This window comes from Zhihengliuella sp. (assembly GCF_031178195.1).
GTDB lineage: Bacteria > Actinomycetota > Actinomycetes > Actinomycetales > Micrococcaceae > Zhihengliuella.
Genome location: NZ_JAPSJL010000007.1, coordinates 26,121 through 43,743 on the forward strand (window position 1 = coordinate 26,121; position 17,623 = coordinate 43,743).

At 72.8% G+C, this 17,623-nt stretch carries 19 protein-coding genes and 1 pseudogene; 13 read left to right on the top strand and 7 right to left on the bottom strand.

Going from position 1 to position 17,623, the window contains the following annotated elements; all coding sequences use genetic code 11:
- Positions 1-86 precede the first annotated feature (86 nt).
- The 4 genes from RIN46_RS10630 to RIN46_RS10645 all read left to right on the top strand — a co-directional run bounded on the left by RIN46_RS10630 (position 87) and on the right by RIN46_RS10645 (position 3,578).
- Complete coding sequence (locus tag RIN46_RS10630; RefSeq protein WP_309081145.1) at positions 87-1,505, top strand: PspC domain-containing protein; 1,419 nt, start codon at positions 87-89, stop codon at positions 1,503-1,505.
- Entirely contained in the window at positions 1,502-2,155 is a 654-nt protein-coding gene (locus RIN46_RS10635) for a hypothetical protein (RefSeq protein ID WP_309081146.1), read from the top strand. Before RIN46_RS10630 ends, RIN46_RS10635 begins: the two co-directional genes overlap by 4 nt.
- A 4-nt stretch (positions 2,156-2,159) precedes the next feature.
- Positions 2,160-2,405, top strand: coding sequence for a PspC domain-containing protein (locus RIN46_RS10640; protein ID WP_309081147.1), 246 nt, complete (start codon positions 2,160-2,162; stop codon positions 2,403-2,405).
- A gap of 144 nt (positions 2,406-2,549) precedes the next feature.
- Positions 2,550-3,578: a 6-phosphofructokinase gene (locus tag RIN46_RS10645; RefSeq protein ID WP_309081148.1), complete on the top strand. Its 1,029-nt coding sequence runs from the start codon at positions 2,550-2,552 to the stop codon at positions 3,576-3,578.
- A 113-nt stretch (positions 3,579-3,691) separates the two neighbouring features.
- On the opposite strand, the gene RIN46_RS10650 is transcribed toward RIN46_RS10645, so the two are convergent.
- The 3 genes from RIN46_RS10650 to RIN46_RS10660 all read right to left on the bottom strand — a co-directional run bounded on the left by RIN46_RS10650 (position 3,692) and on the right by RIN46_RS10660 (position 6,254).
- Positions 3,692-4,759, bottom strand: a complete 1,068-nt coding sequence (locus RIN46_RS10650) for a folate-binding protein (protein ID WP_309081267.1) — start codon at positions 4,757-4,759, stop codon at positions 3,692-3,694.
- A gap of 65 nt (positions 4,760-4,824) precedes the next feature.
- Positions 4,825-5,421: an FABP family protein gene (locus RIN46_RS10655; protein WP_309081149.1), complete on the bottom strand. Its 597-nt coding sequence runs from the start codon at positions 5,419-5,421 to the stop codon at positions 4,825-4,827.
- Positions 5,422-5,603: 182 nt separating this feature from the next.
- Positions 5,604-6,254 carry a hypothetical protein gene (locus RIN46_RS10660; RefSeq protein WP_309081150.1) on the bottom strand — a complete coding sequence of 217 codons (651 nt, stop codon included), beginning with the start codon at positions 6,252-6,254 and terminating at the stop codon, positions 5,604-5,606.
- Positions 6,255-6,439: 185 nt separating this feature from the next.
- Between RIN46_RS10660 and RIN46_RS10665 the strand changes: the two genes are divergently transcribed.
- The 9 genes from RIN46_RS10665 (at position 6,440) to asd (ending at position 14,857) form a co-directional block, all read left to right on the top strand.
- A complete protein-coding gene (locus tag RIN46_RS10665) occupies positions 6,440-7,144 on the top strand; it encodes a response regulator transcription factor (protein WP_309081151.1) in 705 nt (234 codons plus the stop codon).
- Positions 7,145-7,200: 56 nt separating this feature from the next.
- A complete protein-coding gene (gene mshD / locus RIN46_RS10670; RefSeq protein ID WP_309081152.1) occupies positions 7,201-8,202 on the top strand; it encodes a mycothiol synthase in 1,002 nt (333 codons plus the stop codon).
- A gap of 115 nt (positions 8,203-8,317) precedes the next feature.
- A complete protein-coding gene (locus RIN46_RS10675; protein WP_309081153.1) occupies positions 8,318-10,525 on the top strand; it encodes an RNA degradosome polyphosphate kinase in 2,208 nt (735 codons plus the stop codon).
- 8 nt (positions 10,526-10,533) lie between these two features.
- Entirely contained in the window at positions 10,534-11,481 is a 948-nt protein-coding gene (locus RIN46_RS10680; protein WP_309081154.1) for an NUDIX domain-containing protein, read from the top strand.
- 115 nt (positions 11,482-11,596) lie between these two features.
- A complete protein-coding gene (locus RIN46_RS10685) occupies positions 11,597-11,905 on the top strand; it encodes a GNAT family N-acetyltransferase (protein ID WP_309081155.1) in 309 nt (102 codons plus the stop codon).
- Between the two features lie 61 nt (positions 11,906-11,966).
- Positions 11,967-12,770, top strand: coding sequence for a thymidylate synthase (locus RIN46_RS10690; RefSeq protein WP_309081156.1), 804 nt, complete (start codon positions 11,967-11,969; stop codon positions 12,768-12,770).
- A 50-nt stretch (positions 12,771-12,820) separates the two neighbouring features.
- Positions 12,821-13,369 (top strand): dihydrofolate reductase, encoded by a 549-nt coding sequence (locus tag RIN46_RS10695; RefSeq protein WP_309081157.1) that lies wholly within the window; start codon positions 12,821-12,823, stop codon positions 13,367-13,369.
- Positions 13,370-13,373: 4 nt separating this feature from the next.
- Positions 13,374-13,637 carry an NF038396 family protein gene (locus tag RIN46_RS10700; RefSeq protein ID WP_309081158.1) on the top strand — a complete coding sequence of 88 codons (264 nt, stop codon included), beginning with the start codon at positions 13,374-13,376 and terminating at the stop codon, positions 13,635-13,637.
- Between the two features lie 101 nt (positions 13,638-13,738).
- Positions 13,739-14,857, top strand: a complete 1,119-nt coding sequence (gene asd / locus RIN46_RS10705; RefSeq protein ID WP_309081159.1) for an aspartate-semialdehyde dehydrogenase — start codon at positions 13,739-13,741, stop codon at positions 14,855-14,857.
- Positions 14,858-15,014: 157 nt separating this feature from the next.
- Here the strand turns inward: asd and RIN46_RS10710 are convergent, their stop codons facing one another.
- The 4 genes and pseudogenes from RIN46_RS10710 to RIN46_RS10720 all read right to left on the bottom strand — a co-directional run bounded on the left by RIN46_RS10710 (position 15,015) and on the right by RIN46_RS10720 (position 17,621).
- On the bottom strand, positions 15,015-15,206 hold the full coding sequence (locus RIN46_RS10710; protein ID WP_309081160.1) for a hypothetical protein: 192 nt from the start codon (positions 15,204-15,206) through the stop codon (positions 15,015-15,017).
- 42 nt (positions 15,207-15,248) lie between these two features.
- The gene (locus RIN46_RS10715; protein ID WP_375141872.1) at positions 15,249-15,584 is read right to left on the bottom strand and encodes a DNA glycosylase AlkZ-like family protein; all 336 of its coding nucleotides are present in this window, start codon (positions 15,582-15,584) and stop codon (positions 15,249-15,251) included.
- Positions 15,545-16,540 (bottom strand): annotated as a pseudogene (locus RIN46_RS14345) (DNA glycosylase AlkZ-like family protein); the annotation flags it as partial. The gene RIN46_RS10715 and the pseudogene RIN46_RS14345, both read right to left, overlap by 40 nt.
- A gap of 16 nt (positions 16,541-16,556) precedes the next feature.
- On the bottom strand, positions 16,557-17,621 hold the full coding sequence (locus RIN46_RS10720) for a UDP-N-acetylmuramate dehydrogenase (RefSeq protein WP_309081162.1): 1,065 nt from the start codon (positions 17,619-17,621) through the stop codon (positions 16,557-16,559).
- Positions 17,622-17,623: the final 2 nt, after the last annotated feature.

Genomic DNA, 17,623 nt, shown 5'->3' on the forward strand with positions numbered 1-17,623 from the left:
CCCCGGGGTACCCCGGGGCCGGTTCAGGGTCCGTTCAGGGCCTCCCCTCATGGTGCGCCGCGGCGCCGAGGAGAAGGATGGATGACATGAACCCCACCCCTGAGAACTCCATCTTCCGCTGGCTGCGGTCGCTGGGCGTCGCGCGCAGCTCCGACCGGTGGATCGGCGGCGTCGCCGGCGGCCTGGCCGACCGGACCCGGCTCGATCCCATTCTCGTCCGCGGGCTCACCGCGCTGGTGGTGATCTTCACGGGCTTCGGGCTGCTGCTCTACGGCGCGGCGTGGGCCCTGCTGCCCGGCCCGGACGGGCGCATCCACGCCCAGGAGGTCGCCCGCGGCAACTGGACCACCGGCTTCACCGGCGCCCTCGTCGTCACGCTGATCGGCCTCTTCGGCTGGTTCCGCCCCTGGGACGCGTTCGACGGCGGGTTCGACGGCGGCGACGTGATCCTGCTGCTCATCGTCGGCCTCGTGGCCTGGTTCCTCATCGCCCGGACCCGCCGGAACGACGGCGTCCCGGGCCCCGCGGAGCGCGGCCCGACGGGCACGACGGCGTTCGCCGCCCCCGACGCCCCGTCCGACGCCTCCGCCTCCGCCGCGGCGGATCCCTCCGCCGCTGCCTGGCCCGGCGGCACTGGGACGGCCCCCGCGGAGTCGGCCTACACCACGCCGACATACACCCCGCCGACGTACACGGCTCCGACCTACACCGCGGCGGCCGGCACCGGGACAGCCGGCACCACGACGTCGTCCACGGCGCCGCCCCGCCCGCCCAAGCCCCCGCGGCCACTGAAGCCGATGTACCCCACCCTCGGCACCGGCGGCACACTGATCTGGCTGGGGCTGGCCGTCCTCGCCGGCGGAGCCGTGTTCCTGCTCGACGTCCTCGACTTCGGGATCCTGCCCGAGGGCGCGGCGGCGCTGGCGATCGCGCTGGCCGTGGCCCTGGGAGTCCTGTCCCTCGGCGTGGTCACGAGCGCGCTCGCCCAGCGCAGCGGCGGCGCCCTGACCGGCTGGACGGTGCTGACCCTCATCGCCGCGCTGCTCTTCGGCGGTCTGGCCGGGCTCCGCGACCACGGTCCGGACCGGTGGGGCCAGGACTGGAACCGGCCCTTCTCCATCGACTCCGAGACCGGTGAGCGCGGATACGTGTTCTCCGACCACACGCTAGACATGACCGGCTACGCGGGCACGATCACCGACGACGTGACGGTCCCGCTCGCGCTGGCCTTCAGCGACACCACCATCCGCGTCCCGGACAGCATCCCGGTTTACGTGGACGCCAACAGCGCCTTCGCGGACCTGACCATCACCCGCAGCGGCGGCGCCGGATCCGACGGCGGCGAACAGGAGCACGTGCAGGAGTTCGAGGGCCTCAGCGGCCCGAACGACCTGCTCATCACCGGCACGACCGATGGCCCCGCCCTGCGCCTGGTGCTCAACGGCGCCTTCAACGAGGTCACCATCGACGTGGTGGAGACGAAGACCGAGGAGGTCACCCCGTGAACAACCCCGACATCCCCGAGGACGGCCGCCGGCTCGAAGCGGCCGACGAGGAACGTACCGCCGACGAGTACGCCGCCGGCGACCGGCCCACGCAGCCCATCGGCGACCAGCCGACGCGGCCCCTCCCGCCGAGGACCGACCAGCCGACCGAGCGGATCGACGCGACGGAACGGATCGACACCACCGAGCGGATCGACGCGACGGGACGGACCGACACCACCGAGCGAATCGACGCGACGGAATCGACGGATCAGCCCGAGGCCGCCGACCCGGAGCGTGCCGAACGGAAAGCCGGGCCCACGGCGCCCCACGGCGGCGACGAGCCGGCCTGGTCCCGGACCGCGGCCCCGGCACCCCCGGCTCCGACTCCGACTCCGGCCCCCGCCCAGCGGCCGATCAGGCGCGGCGTCCCGCTGGGCACGCTGGTCTTCGGGCTCGCGTCGCTCGTCGTCGCGATCGCCCTCCTGACCAACGCGTTCCTCGACGTGGCGGTGAACCCGGCCATCGTCGTCGTCCTCATCCTGATCGGCGCGGGCGCCATCATGGTGATCGGCGGCATCGCCGCCACCCGCCGGCGCCGCGACGTCGACGGCCCCGGTTCCGATCCCATCCACAGCACTGGCACCCCCGACCCCCATATGAGAGGCTGACGCCATGGACAAGTTCTTCGACATGCTCCGCTCGATCAAGTTCCGCCGCAGCCGACGCCGCGTGGTCGCGGGCATCGCCGGCGGCGTCGCCGACAGCACCGGCTGGGACGTCACGCTCGTCCGCATCGGCGTCCTGCTGTCCTTCCTGCTGCCGGTCGTCGGCCTCGGCGCGTACGTCGTCGCCTGGCTGCTGATCCCCTACGAGGACGGGACGATCGCCCTCGAGAAGCTCGTCAGCGGTACGCGCTGACAACCTCCGAGCCGCACCCGACGGCCGCCGCAGCTCCGGCTGTGGCGGCCGTCTCCTTTGTTGCTAGCATCTATGTCAGCCCAGCGTCGTGCTCATCAGTCAGTTCGGCATCTGCCGACCACAGCGAGACAGGAAGCAGAACGCATGCGCATCGGCATTCTGACCAGCGGCGGTGATTGCCCCGGCCTCAACGCCGTCATCCGCGGCGCCGTCCTCAACGGCATCAAGACCTACGAGCACGAGTTCGTGGGCCTCCGCGACGGATGGCGCGGCCTCGTCGAGGGCGACGTCATGGAGCTCCCCCGCTCCGAGGTGCGCGGCATCTCCAAGCAGGGCGGCACCATCATCGGCACCTCCCGCACCAACCCCTTCGAGGGCGAGCGCGGCGGGCCGGAGAACATCTCCCGGACCATGGCGGAGATCGGGGTCGACGCCGTCATCGCGATCGGCGGCGAGGGCACCCTGGCCGCCGCGAAGCGGCTCACCGACGCCGGCCTGAACATCGTGGGCGTCCCCAAGACCATCGACAACGACCTCGACGCAACGGACTACACGTTCGGCTTCGACACCGCCGTGTCCATCGCCACCGAGGCCATGGACCGGCTCCGCACCACCGGCGAGTCCCACCACCGCTGCATGGTCGCCGAGGTCATGGGCCGCAACGTCGGCTGGATCGCCCTGCACTCCGGCATGGCCGCGGGCGCGCACGCGATCCTCATCCCCGAGCAGTCCGTCCCCATGGAGCAGGTCAACGAGTGGGTCCGCCAGGCCGCCGAGCGCGGCCGCGCCCCGCTGGTGGTCGTGGCCGAAGGCTGGATCCCCGACGGCGCCGACGAGGCCTTCTCGACCCGGGGGCTCGACGCGTTCGGCCGTCCCCGGCTCGGCGGCGTCGGCGAGCAGCTCGCCGAGTCCATCGAGGCCGCGACCGGTATCGAGTCCCGGGCGACCGTCCTGGGCCACATCCAGCGCGGCGGCGTCCCGACGGCGTTCGACCGCACCCTGGCGACCCGGCTGGGGATGGCCGCCGTGGACGCGGTGTCCGACGAGGCCTGGGGCATGATGGTCTCCCTGCGCGGGACCTCGATCATCCGCGTGCCGTTCCAGGCCGCGCTGAACAACCTCAAGCGCGTCCCGCAGAAGCGCTACGACGAGGCCGCGATCCTCTTCGGGTAGCGCGCCCGCCCGGAGGCGGGCCCAGCAAACAGGGAAGCGTCCCGGACCGAGCGGTCCGGGACGCTTCCCTGTTTGCTGTTGCGTGCCCCGACGGGGTGAACCCGTTGGCGGGGTCAGCGGGGCCCGCGGAGGAATCCGCTCTGCCGGCCGACCGTCTTCCCGGCGTCCGGCGAGACGATCACGTGCTGGGCGGCGGCGAGCCGGTCCTCCCCCGCCACGATCGACAGGGTCGCCTCGGGGTCGACGGTGCGCTTCACGAGGGCGAGCGCGATCGGCCCGGCCTCGTGGTGCAGGGCGGCCGAGGTCACGCGGCCCACGCTGCGCTCGCCGCGTCCGGGATCGTCGAAGAGGACGTCGGAGCCGACCTCCGGCAGCGTGTGGTGGCTGCCGTCCAGGTCCAGGAACACGAGCCGGCGCGGCGGGTGGCCCAGGTTGTGGACGCGCGCGATGGTCTCCTGGCCCTTGTAGCAGCCCTTCTCCAGGTGCACGGCGGTGCGCAGGAGGTCGAGCTCGTGGGGGATGGTCTTCTCGTCGGTGTCGAGTCCGTGCCGGGGGCGCCAGGCGGCGATGCGCAGCGCCTCGACCGCCATGGTGCCGGCGAGCTGCCGGCCCTCGACCGCCGCCTCCAGCTCCGCCATCGGAACCAGGGACTCGATCCAGGTCCGCTCGGCCCCGGGGTGCTCGGCGACCGAGTACGCGAACCCGCCGGCCTGGACGTGCGGCCACGGGTCCGTCCAGGCGAGCCGGTCCTCGGGACCCTCCAACGCCGTCGTGGAGCCGATCACGGCCCAGTCCGCGGACGCATCCGCGACCTCGACGCGCAGCATGAAGCGCATGGAGTCCAGCCACGCGGCCAGCGGCGCGGCCTCGAAGGCCTCGACGATCAGCCACGCGGCCTCGCCGTCGTCGACGATCCGGCAGTCGAACTCGATGCGCCCCTGGACGGTGAGGAAGAGGGCCTCGGCGGAGACGCCCGGGCGCAGGTTCAGCAGGTGCTGGGAGGAGAGCGTGTGCAGCCAGTTCAGCCGGTCCGGACCGGTCACCGTGACGACGCCGCGGTGGGACAGGTCGGCGACCGCCTGGCCGCGCTCGAGGCGGCGCTGCTCCGGGAGCGGTTCGCCGTAGTGGGCGGCGACGCCGGCGTCGAGGCCGGTGCCGGCCACGGCACCCGGGCGGGCCAGGAGCGGGGAGAGGTGGGCCGGGCCGCGGCGCTGCCCGCCGGCGCCGTCCGTCGCCTCGCCGGCCGTCACTGCTGCTTCTTCAGGACCGCGGAGGCGTGCGCGGCCAGGTCCTCGCCAGCGGGCCGGGAGTCCCAGCGCCAGAAGAGCTCGCCGTTGACGAGCCCGTAGATGCGGGTGGCGTGGGCGTAGTCCTTGGAGCCGTCGGCCCGCATGACCTCCTCCGTCTCGAGCTGCACGCGGGGGCCGTTGATGGTGCCGTAGTACATCTCCGAGATGCCGCCCGGGTGGACGATGTTCGCCTGGATCGGGAACCCGTCCGCGGAGCGCAGCTGCTCGACGTCGTCCGCGGTGCGCAGCGCCGGGACCACGTCCGAGGGCACCATGCCGGGCCCGGAGTCCGCGTCGACCTGCTCGCGGCGGAGCTGCCAGAAGCCCTGCTCGACGGCGAGCGGGCGGAGGACGTTGCCGTCCTCGTCCACGAGCCAGCTCTCGGCCCGGTACTGGACGAACGGCTGGCCGTTCTCCGTGAACTCGACGCGCTGGAAGAAGTACTCGTCGTCCACGGCGCCCTCGCCGAGGCGGCCGCTACCCTCCCAGGTGCCGAGCAGCCAGGAGAGGGGGACGAGCTCCGGGGTCAGGTTCGTGGGGATCTCGATCGGCATAGAGCGGGGGCTCCTGATCTACTTCTGGCCCTTGAAGAGGCGGGAGATGACCAGCCCGGCGACGCCGGCCATGCCCAGACCCGCGACGACCAGCAGGCTGATGAAGAAGATTTCCAGTGCCAGGTAGTTTTCCATGGCCCCCATACTAGTTCGCGCGGGCGCGTGCGGCTAAGCGCGCGGTGTCACGCGGAGAGCAGGCGCTGGACGAAGTAGGCCGCGCTCCCGGCGGCCAGCAGCGGGCCGATCCCGAGGGCCGCCACGCCCCAGATCCCGACGCGCGGGATGCGCTGCGCGAGGGCCCAGAGGACGCCGAGCGTCCCGAGCGCCACCGCCCCCGCCGCCACCGGGACCGTCAGCGGGGTCCCGGCGAGCGCCGCCGTCGTCACGACGCCCACCCAGCCGGAGCCGAGGGCGACGACGACGACGCCGAGCAGCGACCCCAGGGTCGCCTCCAGCCGCTGGCTGGTGCCCGTGCCGCGCACGAGCTGCGTGACAAAGGTCGCCAGGACGCCCACGGCGATGGTGACGGGGAGCCACTGCAGGGGGTTGGGCAGCGGGGTCCAGAGCGCGGCGAGCGCGGAGGCGAAGCCGACCAGGAGCAGGAGCCAGGTGACGTGCCAGCGGCCGGCGAGGCCGAGCAGGCGCGGCCAGCCGTAGGCGAAGGCGGCGACCAGCACGCCGACGATCCCGGCCATCGGCACGGCGGCGGCGCCCTCCGTGGCGGCCTCGGCCCCCAGCGCGGCGGCGAACAGCCCGCCGGAGATCAGTGCGGCGGCTCCGACGACGGCGGTCGGCGCGACGATCGCGGTCGGGGCCGGGCTTCGTGTACTCACGGTTTCCATCCTGCCCTACCCGCGCGGGACCGGGCGACAGCAGCGGCGGGGGCGGGCGCGTGTAACCGGGGCGACACACGCGCAATCTGCCGGAAACGGGGCCGCTCCTATACTGGAACGCATCCGGCCCACCGGCGTGTTCGGTCATCCGACGCACGGTCCCACGGCACAGAGGAGAACCGGAAATGGCGAGCATCCTGCTCCTGACGAACACCGCGGAGGCGTCGGCCGGCGTCCTCCCGGCCCTCGAGCTCCTCGCCCACGACATCCGCGTGCTGCCCGCCTCGGCGACGGCGCTGCTCGACGCGGACCGGGCGGACGTGGTCCTGGTGGACGCCCGCCGGGACCTCTCCGGCTCCCGCTCCCTCTGCCAGCTGCTGCACACCACCGGCACGTCCGTGCCCGTCATCCTGGTCCTGACCGAGGGCGGGATGGCCGCCGTGTCCGGGCTGTGGAAGGCGGACGACGTCGTCCTCGAGTCGGCCGGCCCGGCGGAGGTGGAGGCGCGGCTGCGCCTGGCCGCGTCGCGGACCCAGGCCCCCGCGGAGGACGACCCCACGGAGATCCGGGCCGCCGGCGTCGTGATCGACGAGGCCAGCTACACGGCCAAGGTGCACGGCGCGCCACTGAACCTGACCTACAAGGAGTTCGAGCTCCTGAAGTACCTGGCGCAGCACCCGGGCCGCGTGTTCACGCGCGACCAGCTGCTGCACGAGGTGTGGGGCTACGACTACTACGGCGGCACCCGCACCGTGGACGTGCACGTCCGCCGCCTGCGCGCCAAGCTCGGCGCGGACCACGAGCAGCTCATCGGGACCGTGCGCAACGTGGGCTACCGGTTCACGGCGCCGCGCCAGCCGGCGGACTCCGAGGCCGGCGTCGAAGCCTAGCGGCCGAACGCCCCGGGGCGTAGCCCGCCGGGCCGCTGCCGGGCTAAGTTGGTGCCATGAGCGACGCCGACACCACCGCGACGACCGACTGGACGATCCGCACGCGCACGTCCGCCCCCACCCCCCAGCAGCTGGAGGCGATCGAGGCCCTCGCCGCGGACGCCGCCGCGGCCGACGGGAACCCCCCGCTCTCCGAGCAGACCCTGGTGGAGCTGCGGACGGGCAGCGCGGACCTGTTCGTCGCGCTCGCCTACCTCTCCGAGTCCCCCGCCGCCGGTGCCCCGGCCCCGGCCTCGCTGGACGGCGCGGACCTGGTGGGCGTGGCGGTGGCGGTCCTGCCCAAGCCGACGGTGGAGGGGCCCGGGGTGCTCGAGCTCGTGGTACACCCGCGCTTCCGCTGTGACGGCATCGGCGGCGCCCTCGCCGACGTGGTCGCCGCCCAGACGGACGTGCAGCTGCTGCGCGCGTGGTCCCACGGTCAGCACGACGGCGCCGCCCGCCTGGCGGACCGCCACGGGTTCGTGCCGGTGCGCGAGCTGTGGCGGATGCGGCTCACCGGCCACACCCCGCTGGAGCAGCCCGCACTGCCCGAGGGCGTCCGGCTGCGCACGTTCGTGCCGGGTCACGACGACCAGCGGTGGCTCAGCGCCAACGCCGACGCGTTCGCGCACCACCCCGAGCAGGGCGGGCTGACCCTGACCGACCTCAAGGCGCGCCTGGCCGAGGACTGGTTCGACCCGGCCGGCTTCTTCCTCGCCGTCGACTCCGAGGACCACGTGCTCGGCTACCACTGGACCAAGGTCCACCCGGCCGCGACGGATGAGACCGGGGAGCACGCCGCGATCGGCGAGGTCTACGTCGTCGGGGTGGTCCCGCGCGCCCAGGGCACCGGGCTCGGCAGGGCGCTGACCGTGGCCGGCATCAACCACCTGCTCGGTCGCGGCGTGCACGGGGTCATGCTCTACGTCGACGCGGACAACACCGCCGCGGTGGGGCTCTACGAGCGGCTCGGGTTCACCCGCTGGGACGTCGACGTGATGTTCGGTCCGCGGGCCTGATTCCGATGCGGCCCCGGATGCGGCGGCTTCGCCGGTAATGTTGTCGTTGAACTGCGACGATGCCGGTCCCGCTCTGCGTCCGTGCAGCAGTCAGGGGCCCGGGAGGGAACGTGAGATGAACACCGTCAAGACGCATACCTTCGGCGACCGGGACATGCCGGCCGCGAGGGCCACACAGGACCGCATCGAGCTGCCCGAGTTCGAGCCGACGCTCGGCCCGGAGGGCGACTTCACCAACGAGCGCCGCTTCCTGGACCGCGAGCTCAGCTGGCTGGACTTCAATGCGCGCGTCCTCGAGCTCGCCGAGGACGACGACCTGTACCTGCTGGAGCGGGTCAACTTCCTCTCGATCTTCGCGTCCAACCTCGACGAGTTCTTCATGGTCCGCGTCGCCGGCCTCAAGCGCCGGATCGCCACGGGGCTGGCGGTGCCCTCCGCCGCCGGCGTCAGCCCCACCGTCCAGCTCGAGTGGATCCTCGACGGCGCCCGCCGCCTCCAGGAGCGCCACGCGGCGGTCTTCGCCGAGAAGATCCGCCCGGCCCTGGAGCAGGAGAACATCCACCTGGTCTCCTGGGACGGCCTCGGCGAGGAGGAGCAGGAGCGGCTCCACCAGTGGTTCGTGGACCAGGTCTTCCCGGTCCTCACGCCGCTCGCCGTCGACCCGGCCCACCCGTTCCCCTACATCTCCGGGCTCTCGCTCAACCTCGCGGTGATCGTCCGTAACCCCACCAGCGGCAAGGAGCTCTTCGCCCGCGTCAAGGTCCCGGACACGCTCCCGCGCCTGGTCTCGGTGGACGGCCGCCGCCCGGGCAAGGATCCGGGCACCCGGGCCCGCTTCATCCCGCTGGAGGACGTCATCTCCTACCAGCTCGAGCACCTCTTCCCCGGCATGGAGGTGGTGGAGCACCACACCTTCCGGGTCACCCGCAACGAGGACCTGGAGGTGGAGGAAGACGACGCCGAGAACCTCCTGCAGGCGCTCGAGAAGGAGCTGCTGCGCCGCCGCTTCGGGCCGCCCGTCCGGCTGGAGGTCGGCAGCGACATCAACCCGGCCGTGCTGGACCTGCTGGTCCGCGAGCTCGGCGTGGAGCGCGACGAGGTGTTCGAGCTGCCCGCGCCGCTGGACCTGCGCGGCCTCGGCGTCATCGGGCGGATCGACCGCGCCGACCTGCACTACCCCAAGCAGCTGGCCCAGACCTCGCGCTACCTCAACGAGTCCGAGACGTCCAAGGCCGCCAACGTGTTCGCGGCCATGCGCCGGCGCGACATCCTGCTGCACCATCCCTACGACTCGTTCTCCACGTCCGTGCAGGCGTTCCTGGAGCAGGCGGCGGCTGACCCGCAGGTCCAGGCCATCAAGCAGACGCTCTACCGCACCTCGGGCGACTCGCCGATCGTGGATGCGCTGATCGACGCGGCCGAGGCCGGCAAGCAGGTCCTGGCGCTGGTGGAGATCAAGGCCCGGTTCGATGAGCAGGCCAACATCTCCTGGGCCCGGAAGCTGGAGCAGGCGGGCGTGCACGTGGTCTACGGGATCGTGGGCCTGAAGACGCACAGCAAGCTCTCCCTGGTGGTGCGGCGCGAGGGCGAGCGGATGCGCCGCTACTGCCACATCGGCACCGGCAACTACCACCCGAGCACCGCCCGCTACTACGAGGACTTCGGCCTGCTCACCTGCGACGACCAGGTCGGCGACGACGTCTCCCGGCTGTTCAACCAGCTCTCCGGCTACGCCCCGCGCTCGACCTACAAGCGGCTCCTCGTCGCCCCGCGCTCGTTGCGCTCGGGCCTGATCGACCAGATCGAGCACGAGATCGCCAACCGGAAGGCGGGTCTGCCGGCCCGGGTGGTGATCAAGGTCAACTCGATGGTGGACGAGGCGATCATCGACGCCCTGTACCGGGCCTCGCAGGCCGGCGTGAGCGTCGACGTCGTGGTCCGCGGCATCTGCGCGCTGCGCCCCGGCGTGCCCGGGCTGAGCGAGAACATCCGGGTCCGCTCCGTCCTGGGCCGGTTCCTCGAGCACTCCCGGGTCTTCATGTTCTGCAACGGCGGCGACGAGGTCGTCTACATCGGCTCCGCCGACATGATGCACCGCAACCTGGACCGCCGCGTGGAGGCCCTCGTCCGGCTGTCCAACCGCGAGTCGATCGCCGAGCTCAGCGGGATCATGGACCGGTACCTGGACGACGCGACGTCGAGCTGGCACCTCGGCGCGGAGGGGAAGTGGACCCGCCACCACCGGGACGCCGAGGGGCGCCCCCTGATCGACGTCCAGACATGGCTGCTGGAATCCCGCAAGCGCGGATCGGTCCGCCGCTAGTGGTGGCGATGCGCCGCTCGTCCGACCGGCCGGACACGGTGGACTCCCCCGCCGTCGTGGCGGCCGGCGTCCTCCCCTGGCGCCTGCGCGACGGCGAGCTGCAGCTGCTGCTCATCCACCGGGAGCGCTACGACGACTGGTCCTGGCCCAAGGGCAAGCGCGACGCGGGCGAGACCCTGCCCGAGTGCGCGGTCCGCGAGACCCGCGAGGAGGTCGGGCTCGACGTCGTCCTCGGGATCCCGCTGCCGGCCATCCGCTACCAGGTGAAGTCCGGGCCCAAGGCGGTCTACTACTGGGCCGCCGAGGTCTCGGAGCGTCCCGTGCCCGACGGCGACGAGGTCGACCGCTGCGCGTGGGTCACCGCAGGCGAGGCGCGCCGGCAGCTGACGAATCCCAGCGACGTCGAGCCCCTGGACGCGCTGATCGCGGCGCACGAGGCGGGCACCCTCGCGACCACGCCCTACGTCGTCGTACGCCACGCCAAGGCCAAGCCGCGCTCGTCCTGGACGAAGGCCGAGGGCGAGCGGCCGCTGGCGGCGACGGGGCAGCGGCAGGCGTGGGCCGTGTGCCGGCTGCTCAGCTGCTGGGGCCGGATGAAGCTGGCGTCGAGCCCGTGGAAGCGCTGCGTGCAGACTATGTCGCCGGTGGCGCACGCCCAGGACGGCAAGCTCAAGCTGATCAAGAACATCACCGAGGCCGAGGCGGAGCGGCGCCCGTACAAGGCGCAGCAGTCGTTCGAGAAGCTCCTGGACAAGCGCGTGCCCGCAGCGGTGTGCACGCACCGACCGGTGCTGCCGATCGCGATCGAGCTGCTGCGTCAGCGCACGACGGCGCCGGTGGCCGCGTTCCTACCCGACTCCGACCCGTTCCTCCGCCCCGGCGCCGCGATCGTCGCGCAGCAGACGCGCGACGGGCGGATCGTCTCCATCGAGGTCGTCGAGGCGTACGACGACTGACGCCCGGGAAGGCGGGCACCGGTCCCCCCTCCTCGGGGCGGTCGGCGCTAGGCTGAGCGCAGGCGGTGTGGCGGACGCCACGCCCGCGGGACCGGACGAACGCGCAGGAGGAACGATGACCGCAGCGCCCGAGAAGATCGTGCACGAGGGGCTCCGGCTGGACCACGACCCGGGGCGCCAGCGCTACAGCCTCTGGCACGGCGCCACCTACGTGGGATTCCTGGGCTACGCGCTGGACGACGGCGTCGCGACGCTGCAGCACACCATCATCAGCGAGGCGTACGGCCGCCGCGGGTACGCGCGCGCCCTGGTCACGCTGGTGTTGGACCGGCTGCGCGGCGAGGGCGTGAAGATCGTCCCGGAGTGCTCCTACGTGCAGGACTACCTGACGCGCTACCCCGAGTACGAGGACCTGCTGGCGTAGCGCCGATCCGCCGCTGCGGTTGACCCGCCGGCCGACTTCCGCCTCCACTACACTGGGGCGCATGCCTATCGCCACCCCGTACGAGGATCTGCTGCGCGACGTACTGGCCAACGGCACCGTGAAATCGGACCGCACCGGCACCGGCACGCACAGCGTCTTCGGCCGTCAGATCCGGTTCGATCTCTCCGCGTCGTTCCCGCTGATCACCACCAAGCGCGTGCACTTCAAGTCCGTGGCGCTCGAGCTGCTCTGGTTCCTCCGCGGCGACTCGAACGTCCGCTGGCTGCAGGAGCAGGGCGTCACCATCTGGGACGAGTGGGCGGATGACGACGGCGAGCTCGGCCCGGTCTACGGCGTCCAGTGGCGCTCGTGGCCGACGCCGGACGGCGGGCACATCGACCAGATCGCCCGCGTGATCGAGCAGATCAGGACCAACCCGGACTCGCGCCGGCACGTCGTCAGCGCGTGGAACGTCGCGGAGCTCGAGGACATGGCGCTCCCGCCCTGCCACGCCCTGTTCCAGTTCTACGTGGCGGACGGCCGTCTGTCCTGCCAGCTCTACCAGCGCAGCGCGGACCTCTTCCTGGGGGTGCCCTTCAACATCGCCTCCTACGCCCTCCTGACGCACCTGGTCGCCGCGCAGACCGGGCTGGAGGTCGGCGAGTTCGTGTGGACCGGCGGCGACGTCCACATCTACGGGAACCATCTGGACCAGGTGAACCGCCAGCTCGAGCGCGAGCCGTTCCCCTACCCCGGGCTGAGGCTCGCCCGCCTCCCCGAGTCGATCTTCGACTACACGCTCGAGGACTTCGAGGTCCTCGACTACCAGCACCACCCGGGTATCAAGGCGCCGATCGCCGTCTGACCGCTTCGCCCATCTCCCCGCCGCACCCCCACAGGAACCGTGAGAGCCCCATGACCTCCCCGCAGAACGCACTCATCGCCCTGGTCTGGGCCCAGACCGTCGACGGCGTCATCGGCCGCGACGGCGACCTGCCCTGGCACCTCCCCGAGGACATGGCGCACTTCAAGGCCGAGACCATGGGCCACCCGGTGGTCATGGGCCGACGCACCTGGGCCTCGATCCCGCCGCGCTTCCGGCCCTTCGCCGGCCGCACCAACATCGTCCTGACCAGCGACCCCGCGACCGCCGACGACGTCCGCCAGGCCGGCGGGATCGCCGTCGAGCGCCTCGACGAGGCCCTCGACGCCGCCCGGGCCGCCGACGGCGGGGAGCTGGTCTGTGTGATCGGCGGCGGCCAGGTCTTCGCCGCGGCGGTGCCGCTGGCGGACACCGCCGTGGTCACCGTCATCAATGCGGAGGTCGACGGCGACACCTACGCCCCCGCACTGGAGGACGGCTGGGAGCTGGCCGCCGCCGAACCCGCCGACGGCTGGCGGACCGCCGCCAACGGCACCGAATTCCGCATCGAACGCTGGCGGCGCACCGCCGAAAGGAACTGATCCGGTGGAGAAGACCGATCTGAAGGCCGCCTTCAAGGCGCTCGTCTCGAAGCCGGAGCCGCTGTTCCTCCTGGGCTACATGCTCTTCCCCCTACTCGCGGTGATCTTCGCGGCACTGGGCCTGTGGATGGTCATCACCGGCCAGCGGGCCGGCGGGCTGATCGTCCTGCTCGTGGTGACGCAGGTCTTCGCCATCGGCGCCCTCTGGGCGATCGCCCGCCGCCGGCAGATTCTGGACAGCCCGCAGGGGAAGCAGGACGCGCCGTAGCCCAGCCGGCGTAAGGCGCTGGCGTCACAGTGGCATCGCCCGCATCACATCCGCGTCATCGACTCGGCGCGCCACCGGGGGCTGCCTCTACCATGGAAGGCATGACTTCTTCCGTTGGTTTTGTCGGCTACCGCGGCATGGTGGGCTCCGTTCTGATGCAGCGCATGCTGGAGGAGGACGACTTCGCCGGCATCGACCCGGTGTTCTTCTCGACGTCGAACCCGGGCGGCGCCGCGCCCTCCTTCGCCGAGGGGGCCGGCCCGCTCCAGGACGCCCATGACCTCGATGCACTCGCGAAGCTGCCGATCATCGTCACCGCCCAGGGCGGCGACTACACGAAGACCGTCCACGGCGAGCTGCGCGGCCGCGGATGGGACGGGCTCTGGGTCGACGCCGCGTCGGCCCTGCGGATGAACGACGACTCGATCATCGTGCTCGACCCCGTCAACCGGGACGTGATCGACCGCGGCCTCGAGGCCGGGATCAAGGACTTCGTGGGCGGCAACTGCACCGTCTCCTGCATGCTCATGGGCCTGGGCGGGCTGTTCCGCAACGGCCTGGTCGAGTGGGCGACGGCGATGACCTACCAGGCGGCCTCCGGCGGCGGCGCCCGCCACATGCGCGAGCTGCTGACCCAGTTCGGCGACATCAACGCCTCCGTGGCCGGCGAGCTGGCCGACCCCGCCTCCGCGATCCTGGAGATCGACCGCAAGGTCCTCGAGACCCAGCGCGGCGGTCTGGACGCCTCCCAGTTCGGCGTGCCGCTGGGCGGCTCGCTCATCCCGTGGATCGACGCCGACCTCGGCAACGGGCAGTCCAAGGAGGAGTGGAAGGCCGGCGTCGAGACCAACAAGATCCTGGGCACCACCGAGTCCAACCGGATCGCCATGGACGGGCTCTGTGTGCGCATCGGCGCCATGCGCTCCCACTCCCAGGCCCTGACGCTCAAGCTCACCGAGGATCTCCTCGTCGAGGAGATCGAGCGCCTGCTCGACGCGGACAACGAGTGGGCCAAGGTCGTCCCCAACTCCAAGGAGGCGACCATGGAGGGCCTGACCCCGGTCGCCGCCTCCGGCAGCCTGGACATCCCGGTGGGGCGCATCCGGAAGCTGGAGATGGGCCCCGAGTACATCTCCGCGTTCACCGTCGGCGACCAGCTGCTCTGGGGCGCCGCGGAGCCGCTGCGCCGCATGCTCGCCATCGCGCTCGGACGTCTCTAGGCGTCGCTTCCGGACCTCGCGTCTACCACGGGAGACGCCGAAGGGGCGCCGTCCACCGGTCGATGACCGTGGACGGCGCCCCGTCGTCTGTGCGCGTCGTCTGTGCGCTGCTCGCCCGGGCACGCTCCCGGCAGCACCCCCGCCGGCGGGCGGGCTGCTAGGCCTCTCGATGGGTGCGCTGCACCTCGGACACCGCGGTTTCGTAGAGGCGCTCGATCGAGGCGAGCCGGTCGGCGTCGATCTCCCCCGCCGCGTGCTGCGCCCGGGCCTTCTCCAGGAGTCGCTTGGCCTCCTTGAAGTTGCCATCCGCCTGTTCCATGGCCATCTCGAGACTCGTCGTGTGTTCCATACCGCAATCCTGCATCCGCTTCCGGCGCTTGTCCAGAGAATCTCAGTGCCCGCGGAAGCGCCGGTACTCGCCCACCCTCGCGGCGAATGCGGCGACCGCCCGGGGGCCCGGCGCCGGGCCGAAGAACTCGGGCGCGGGCACGCCGCCGCGCCGGGCCGACGCCGTCGCACTCCAGCAGCCGACCACCGCACCCCCGACCACCACGGTGGGCCGGAAGACGCCGTTGTTCCCGGGCACGACCCGGTGCGCGTGCTCCGGGGCGAGCACCGCGCCACGGTCCGCGTAGCCCAGCAGGAACTCGTCGAAACGGGCAGCGCGAGGACGCTGCGCGACCCCGGCGGATCGTCCCAGCGAGCGGCGGTCCCCGGCGCCATCCAGTAGACCTCGCCGCGGCCGGCGCCGGGGACCTCGCGCCGGGCCAGCTCCCGCGCCCCGGAGGCCGGTGCCTGGAGGCGTGCCAGGGCGGCGCGGACCGGCGTCAGCGGCAGGCCCAGCCACCACGCCAGATCCCGCTCGGTCGCTGGCCCGTGGCTGCGGAAGTAGTCGACGGCGATCCGGTCCAGCACCGCCGGTTGCGTCCCACCCGCCGCCGCACCGGACGACGGGTCATCGCCCTCGGCGCCGGCGGGGAGCCAGTCCTCGGCGAGGACGAAGCGCTGCGCGGCGGTCCTGCCGTCGTCGGCCATGGGTCCCTGCACCAGGTGCCCGGCCAGGCAGACCGCCATGAGGGTGTGGACTCCACGCTGCCCGTCGGTGCGCAGGCCGGCCTCCTCGATGGCGGAGAGGAGCTCCGCGCGGGTCGCCCCGGGCCGACGGGCTGGCCGATGATCGGGCTGCTGGGCTGGCCGCCGGGCGACACGTCTCCCGGTCCGCTCGTCGCGGCGTGGCCACGCGGACGCCGGGCGGGCGTCGGCGGCAACGGAGCACAGATCCCCGGCCACCCGGGCCGCCGTGGCGACCACGCCGTCGTCGATCCCGAGCTCGCGGCGCCGCGCGGCGAGCTGGGCGGCCATGCGCGGGCCGGTGAGTGTCAGCAGTGGGCGGACGCGTTCCGGCGCGAGCAGCATCAGCGTGCCGCGGGCGCCCCACGTGCGGACGATCCGCCCCTCGTCCAGCGCGGCGCGGACCCCCGTCTCGGTGGAGCCGGGGAGCCGGGCCCCGACGGCCCAGAAGGCCTGGTGCAGGTCCTGCGCCTGGACCATGCCCAGCCGGCGCACGACGTCCTCGACGGAGCGGGGCGCGGCTTCCCCGGCCCCGTCCGGCCCGGCGACGCCCGGTCCGGCGCGGAGCAGGCCCTGCGCGAGCAGCCGCAGCCGGCCCACCGTCCGCTCCATGGGCCCGCCCCCTCGCCTAGAGGCTCTCGTCGATCAGCAGGGGCTCGTTGTGGAGCCGGATGCCGAAGCGCTCCTCGACCCCGTCGCGCACCGCCCGGGCGACCGCCAGGATGTCCGACGCCGTGGCGCCGCCCCGGTTGGTCACCGCGAGAGTGTGCTTGGTCGAGAGGGACGCGCGGCCCGCGGCGAGGCCGAAGCCGTCCGTGCCCTCGAGCCCGTACCCCTTGCCGAACCCGGACCGATCGATGAGCCAGGCGGCGGAGAGCTTCACGAGCCCGTCCCCCGCGAGGTAGCGGGGCGCGCCGTCGGGCAGGCCCTCGGCGCGCTCCGCCGGGACGATCGGGTTGGTGAAGAAGGAGCCGGTGCTCCAGGTGTCGCGGTCCGCCGCGTCCAGCACCATCCCCTTGCCGGCACGCAGCCGCAGCACGGCCTCGCGCACCCTGGCGGCCTCGACGCGGCCGCCCACCTCGGCGTCCAGGGCTCGTGCGAGCTCGGCGTAGCCGAGGGGCGCGCCGAGCGTGCCCTGCTTCAGCTGGAACGTGGTCTGCAGGACCACGTAGCGCGGGGAGCCGTTGGCGGTGGTGCGCTTCAGCAGGGAGTCGCGGTAGGCGAACTGCAGGTCCGCGTTGGCGAAGGAGACGATCCGGCGCTCGGTCCGGTCCCAGGTCCGCACGCGGGAGATGGTGTGGGCGACCTCGGCGCCGTACGCGCCGACGTTCTGCACGGGCGTGGCCCCGGCGGAGCCGGGGATCCCGGACAGGGCCTCCAGGCCGACGAAGCCGTTCCGCAGGGTCTCGGCCACGAAGTCGTCCCAGGAGTGGCCGGCCTGGACGGCGATCGTCCCGCCGGAGCAGGAGGCGAGGTCCTCCAGGGAGGAGCCGCGGGTGGCGACGCGGACGACCGTGCCGGCGAACCCGGCGTCGGAGACCACGAGGTTGGAGCCGCCGGCGATGAGCAGGAGCGGCTCCCCGGCGTCGTCGGCGCGCGTGACGGCGTCGATCAGCTCGGCCTCGGTGGTCGCCTCGACGTAGCGGGCCGCGGGCCCACCGACGCCGGTGGTGGTGAGCTCGGCGAGGCGCACGC

Coding starts and splice junctions, on each gene's coding strand:
- RIN46_RS10630 (WP_309081145.1), top strand. CDS start 87: ATGAACCCCACCCCTGAGAACTCCATCTTCCGCTGGCTGCGGTCGCTG.
- RIN46_RS10640 (WP_309081147.1), top strand. CDS start 2,160: ATGGACAAGTTCTTCGACATGCTCCGCTCGATCAAGTTCCGCCGCAGC.
- RIN46_RS10645 (WP_309081148.1), top strand. CDS start 2,550: ATGCGCATCGGCATTCTGACCAGCGGCGGTGATTGCCCCGGCCTCAAC.
- RIN46_RS10655 (WP_309081149.1), bottom strand. CDS start 5,421: ATGCCGATCGAGATCCCCACGAACCTGACCCCGGAGCTCGTCCCCCTC.
- RIN46_RS10665 (WP_309081151.1), top strand. CDS start 6,440: ATGGCGAGCATCCTGCTCCTGACGAACACCGCGGAGGCGTCGGCCGGC.
- mshD (WP_309081152.1), top strand. CDS start 7,201: ATGAGCGACGCCGACACCACCGCGACGACCGACTGGACGATCCGCACG.
- RIN46_RS10675 (WP_309081153.1), top strand. CDS start 8,318: ATGAACACCGTCAAGACGCATACCTTCGGCGACCGGGACATGCCGGCC.
- RIN46_RS10680 (WP_309081154.1), top strand. CDS start 10,534: ATGCGCCGCTCGTCCGACCGGCCGGACACGGTGGACTCCCCCGCCGTC.
- RIN46_RS10685 (WP_309081155.1), top strand. CDS start 11,597: ATGACCGCAGCGCCCGAGAAGATCGTGCACGAGGGGCTCCGGCTGGAC.
- RIN46_RS10690 (WP_309081156.1), top strand. CDS start 11,967: ATGCCTATCGCCACCCCGTACGAGGATCTGCTGCGCGACGTACTGGCC.
- RIN46_RS10695 (WP_309081157.1), top strand. CDS start 12,821: ATGACCTCCCCGCAGAACGCACTCATCGCCCTGGTCTGGGCCCAGACC.
- asd (WP_309081159.1), top strand. CDS start 13,739: ATGACTTCTTCCGTTGGTTTTGTCGGCTACCGCGGCATGGTGGGCTCC.
- RIN46_RS10710 (WP_309081160.1), bottom strand. CDS start 15,206: ATGGAACACACGACGAGTCTCGAGATGGCCATGGAACAGGCGGATGGC.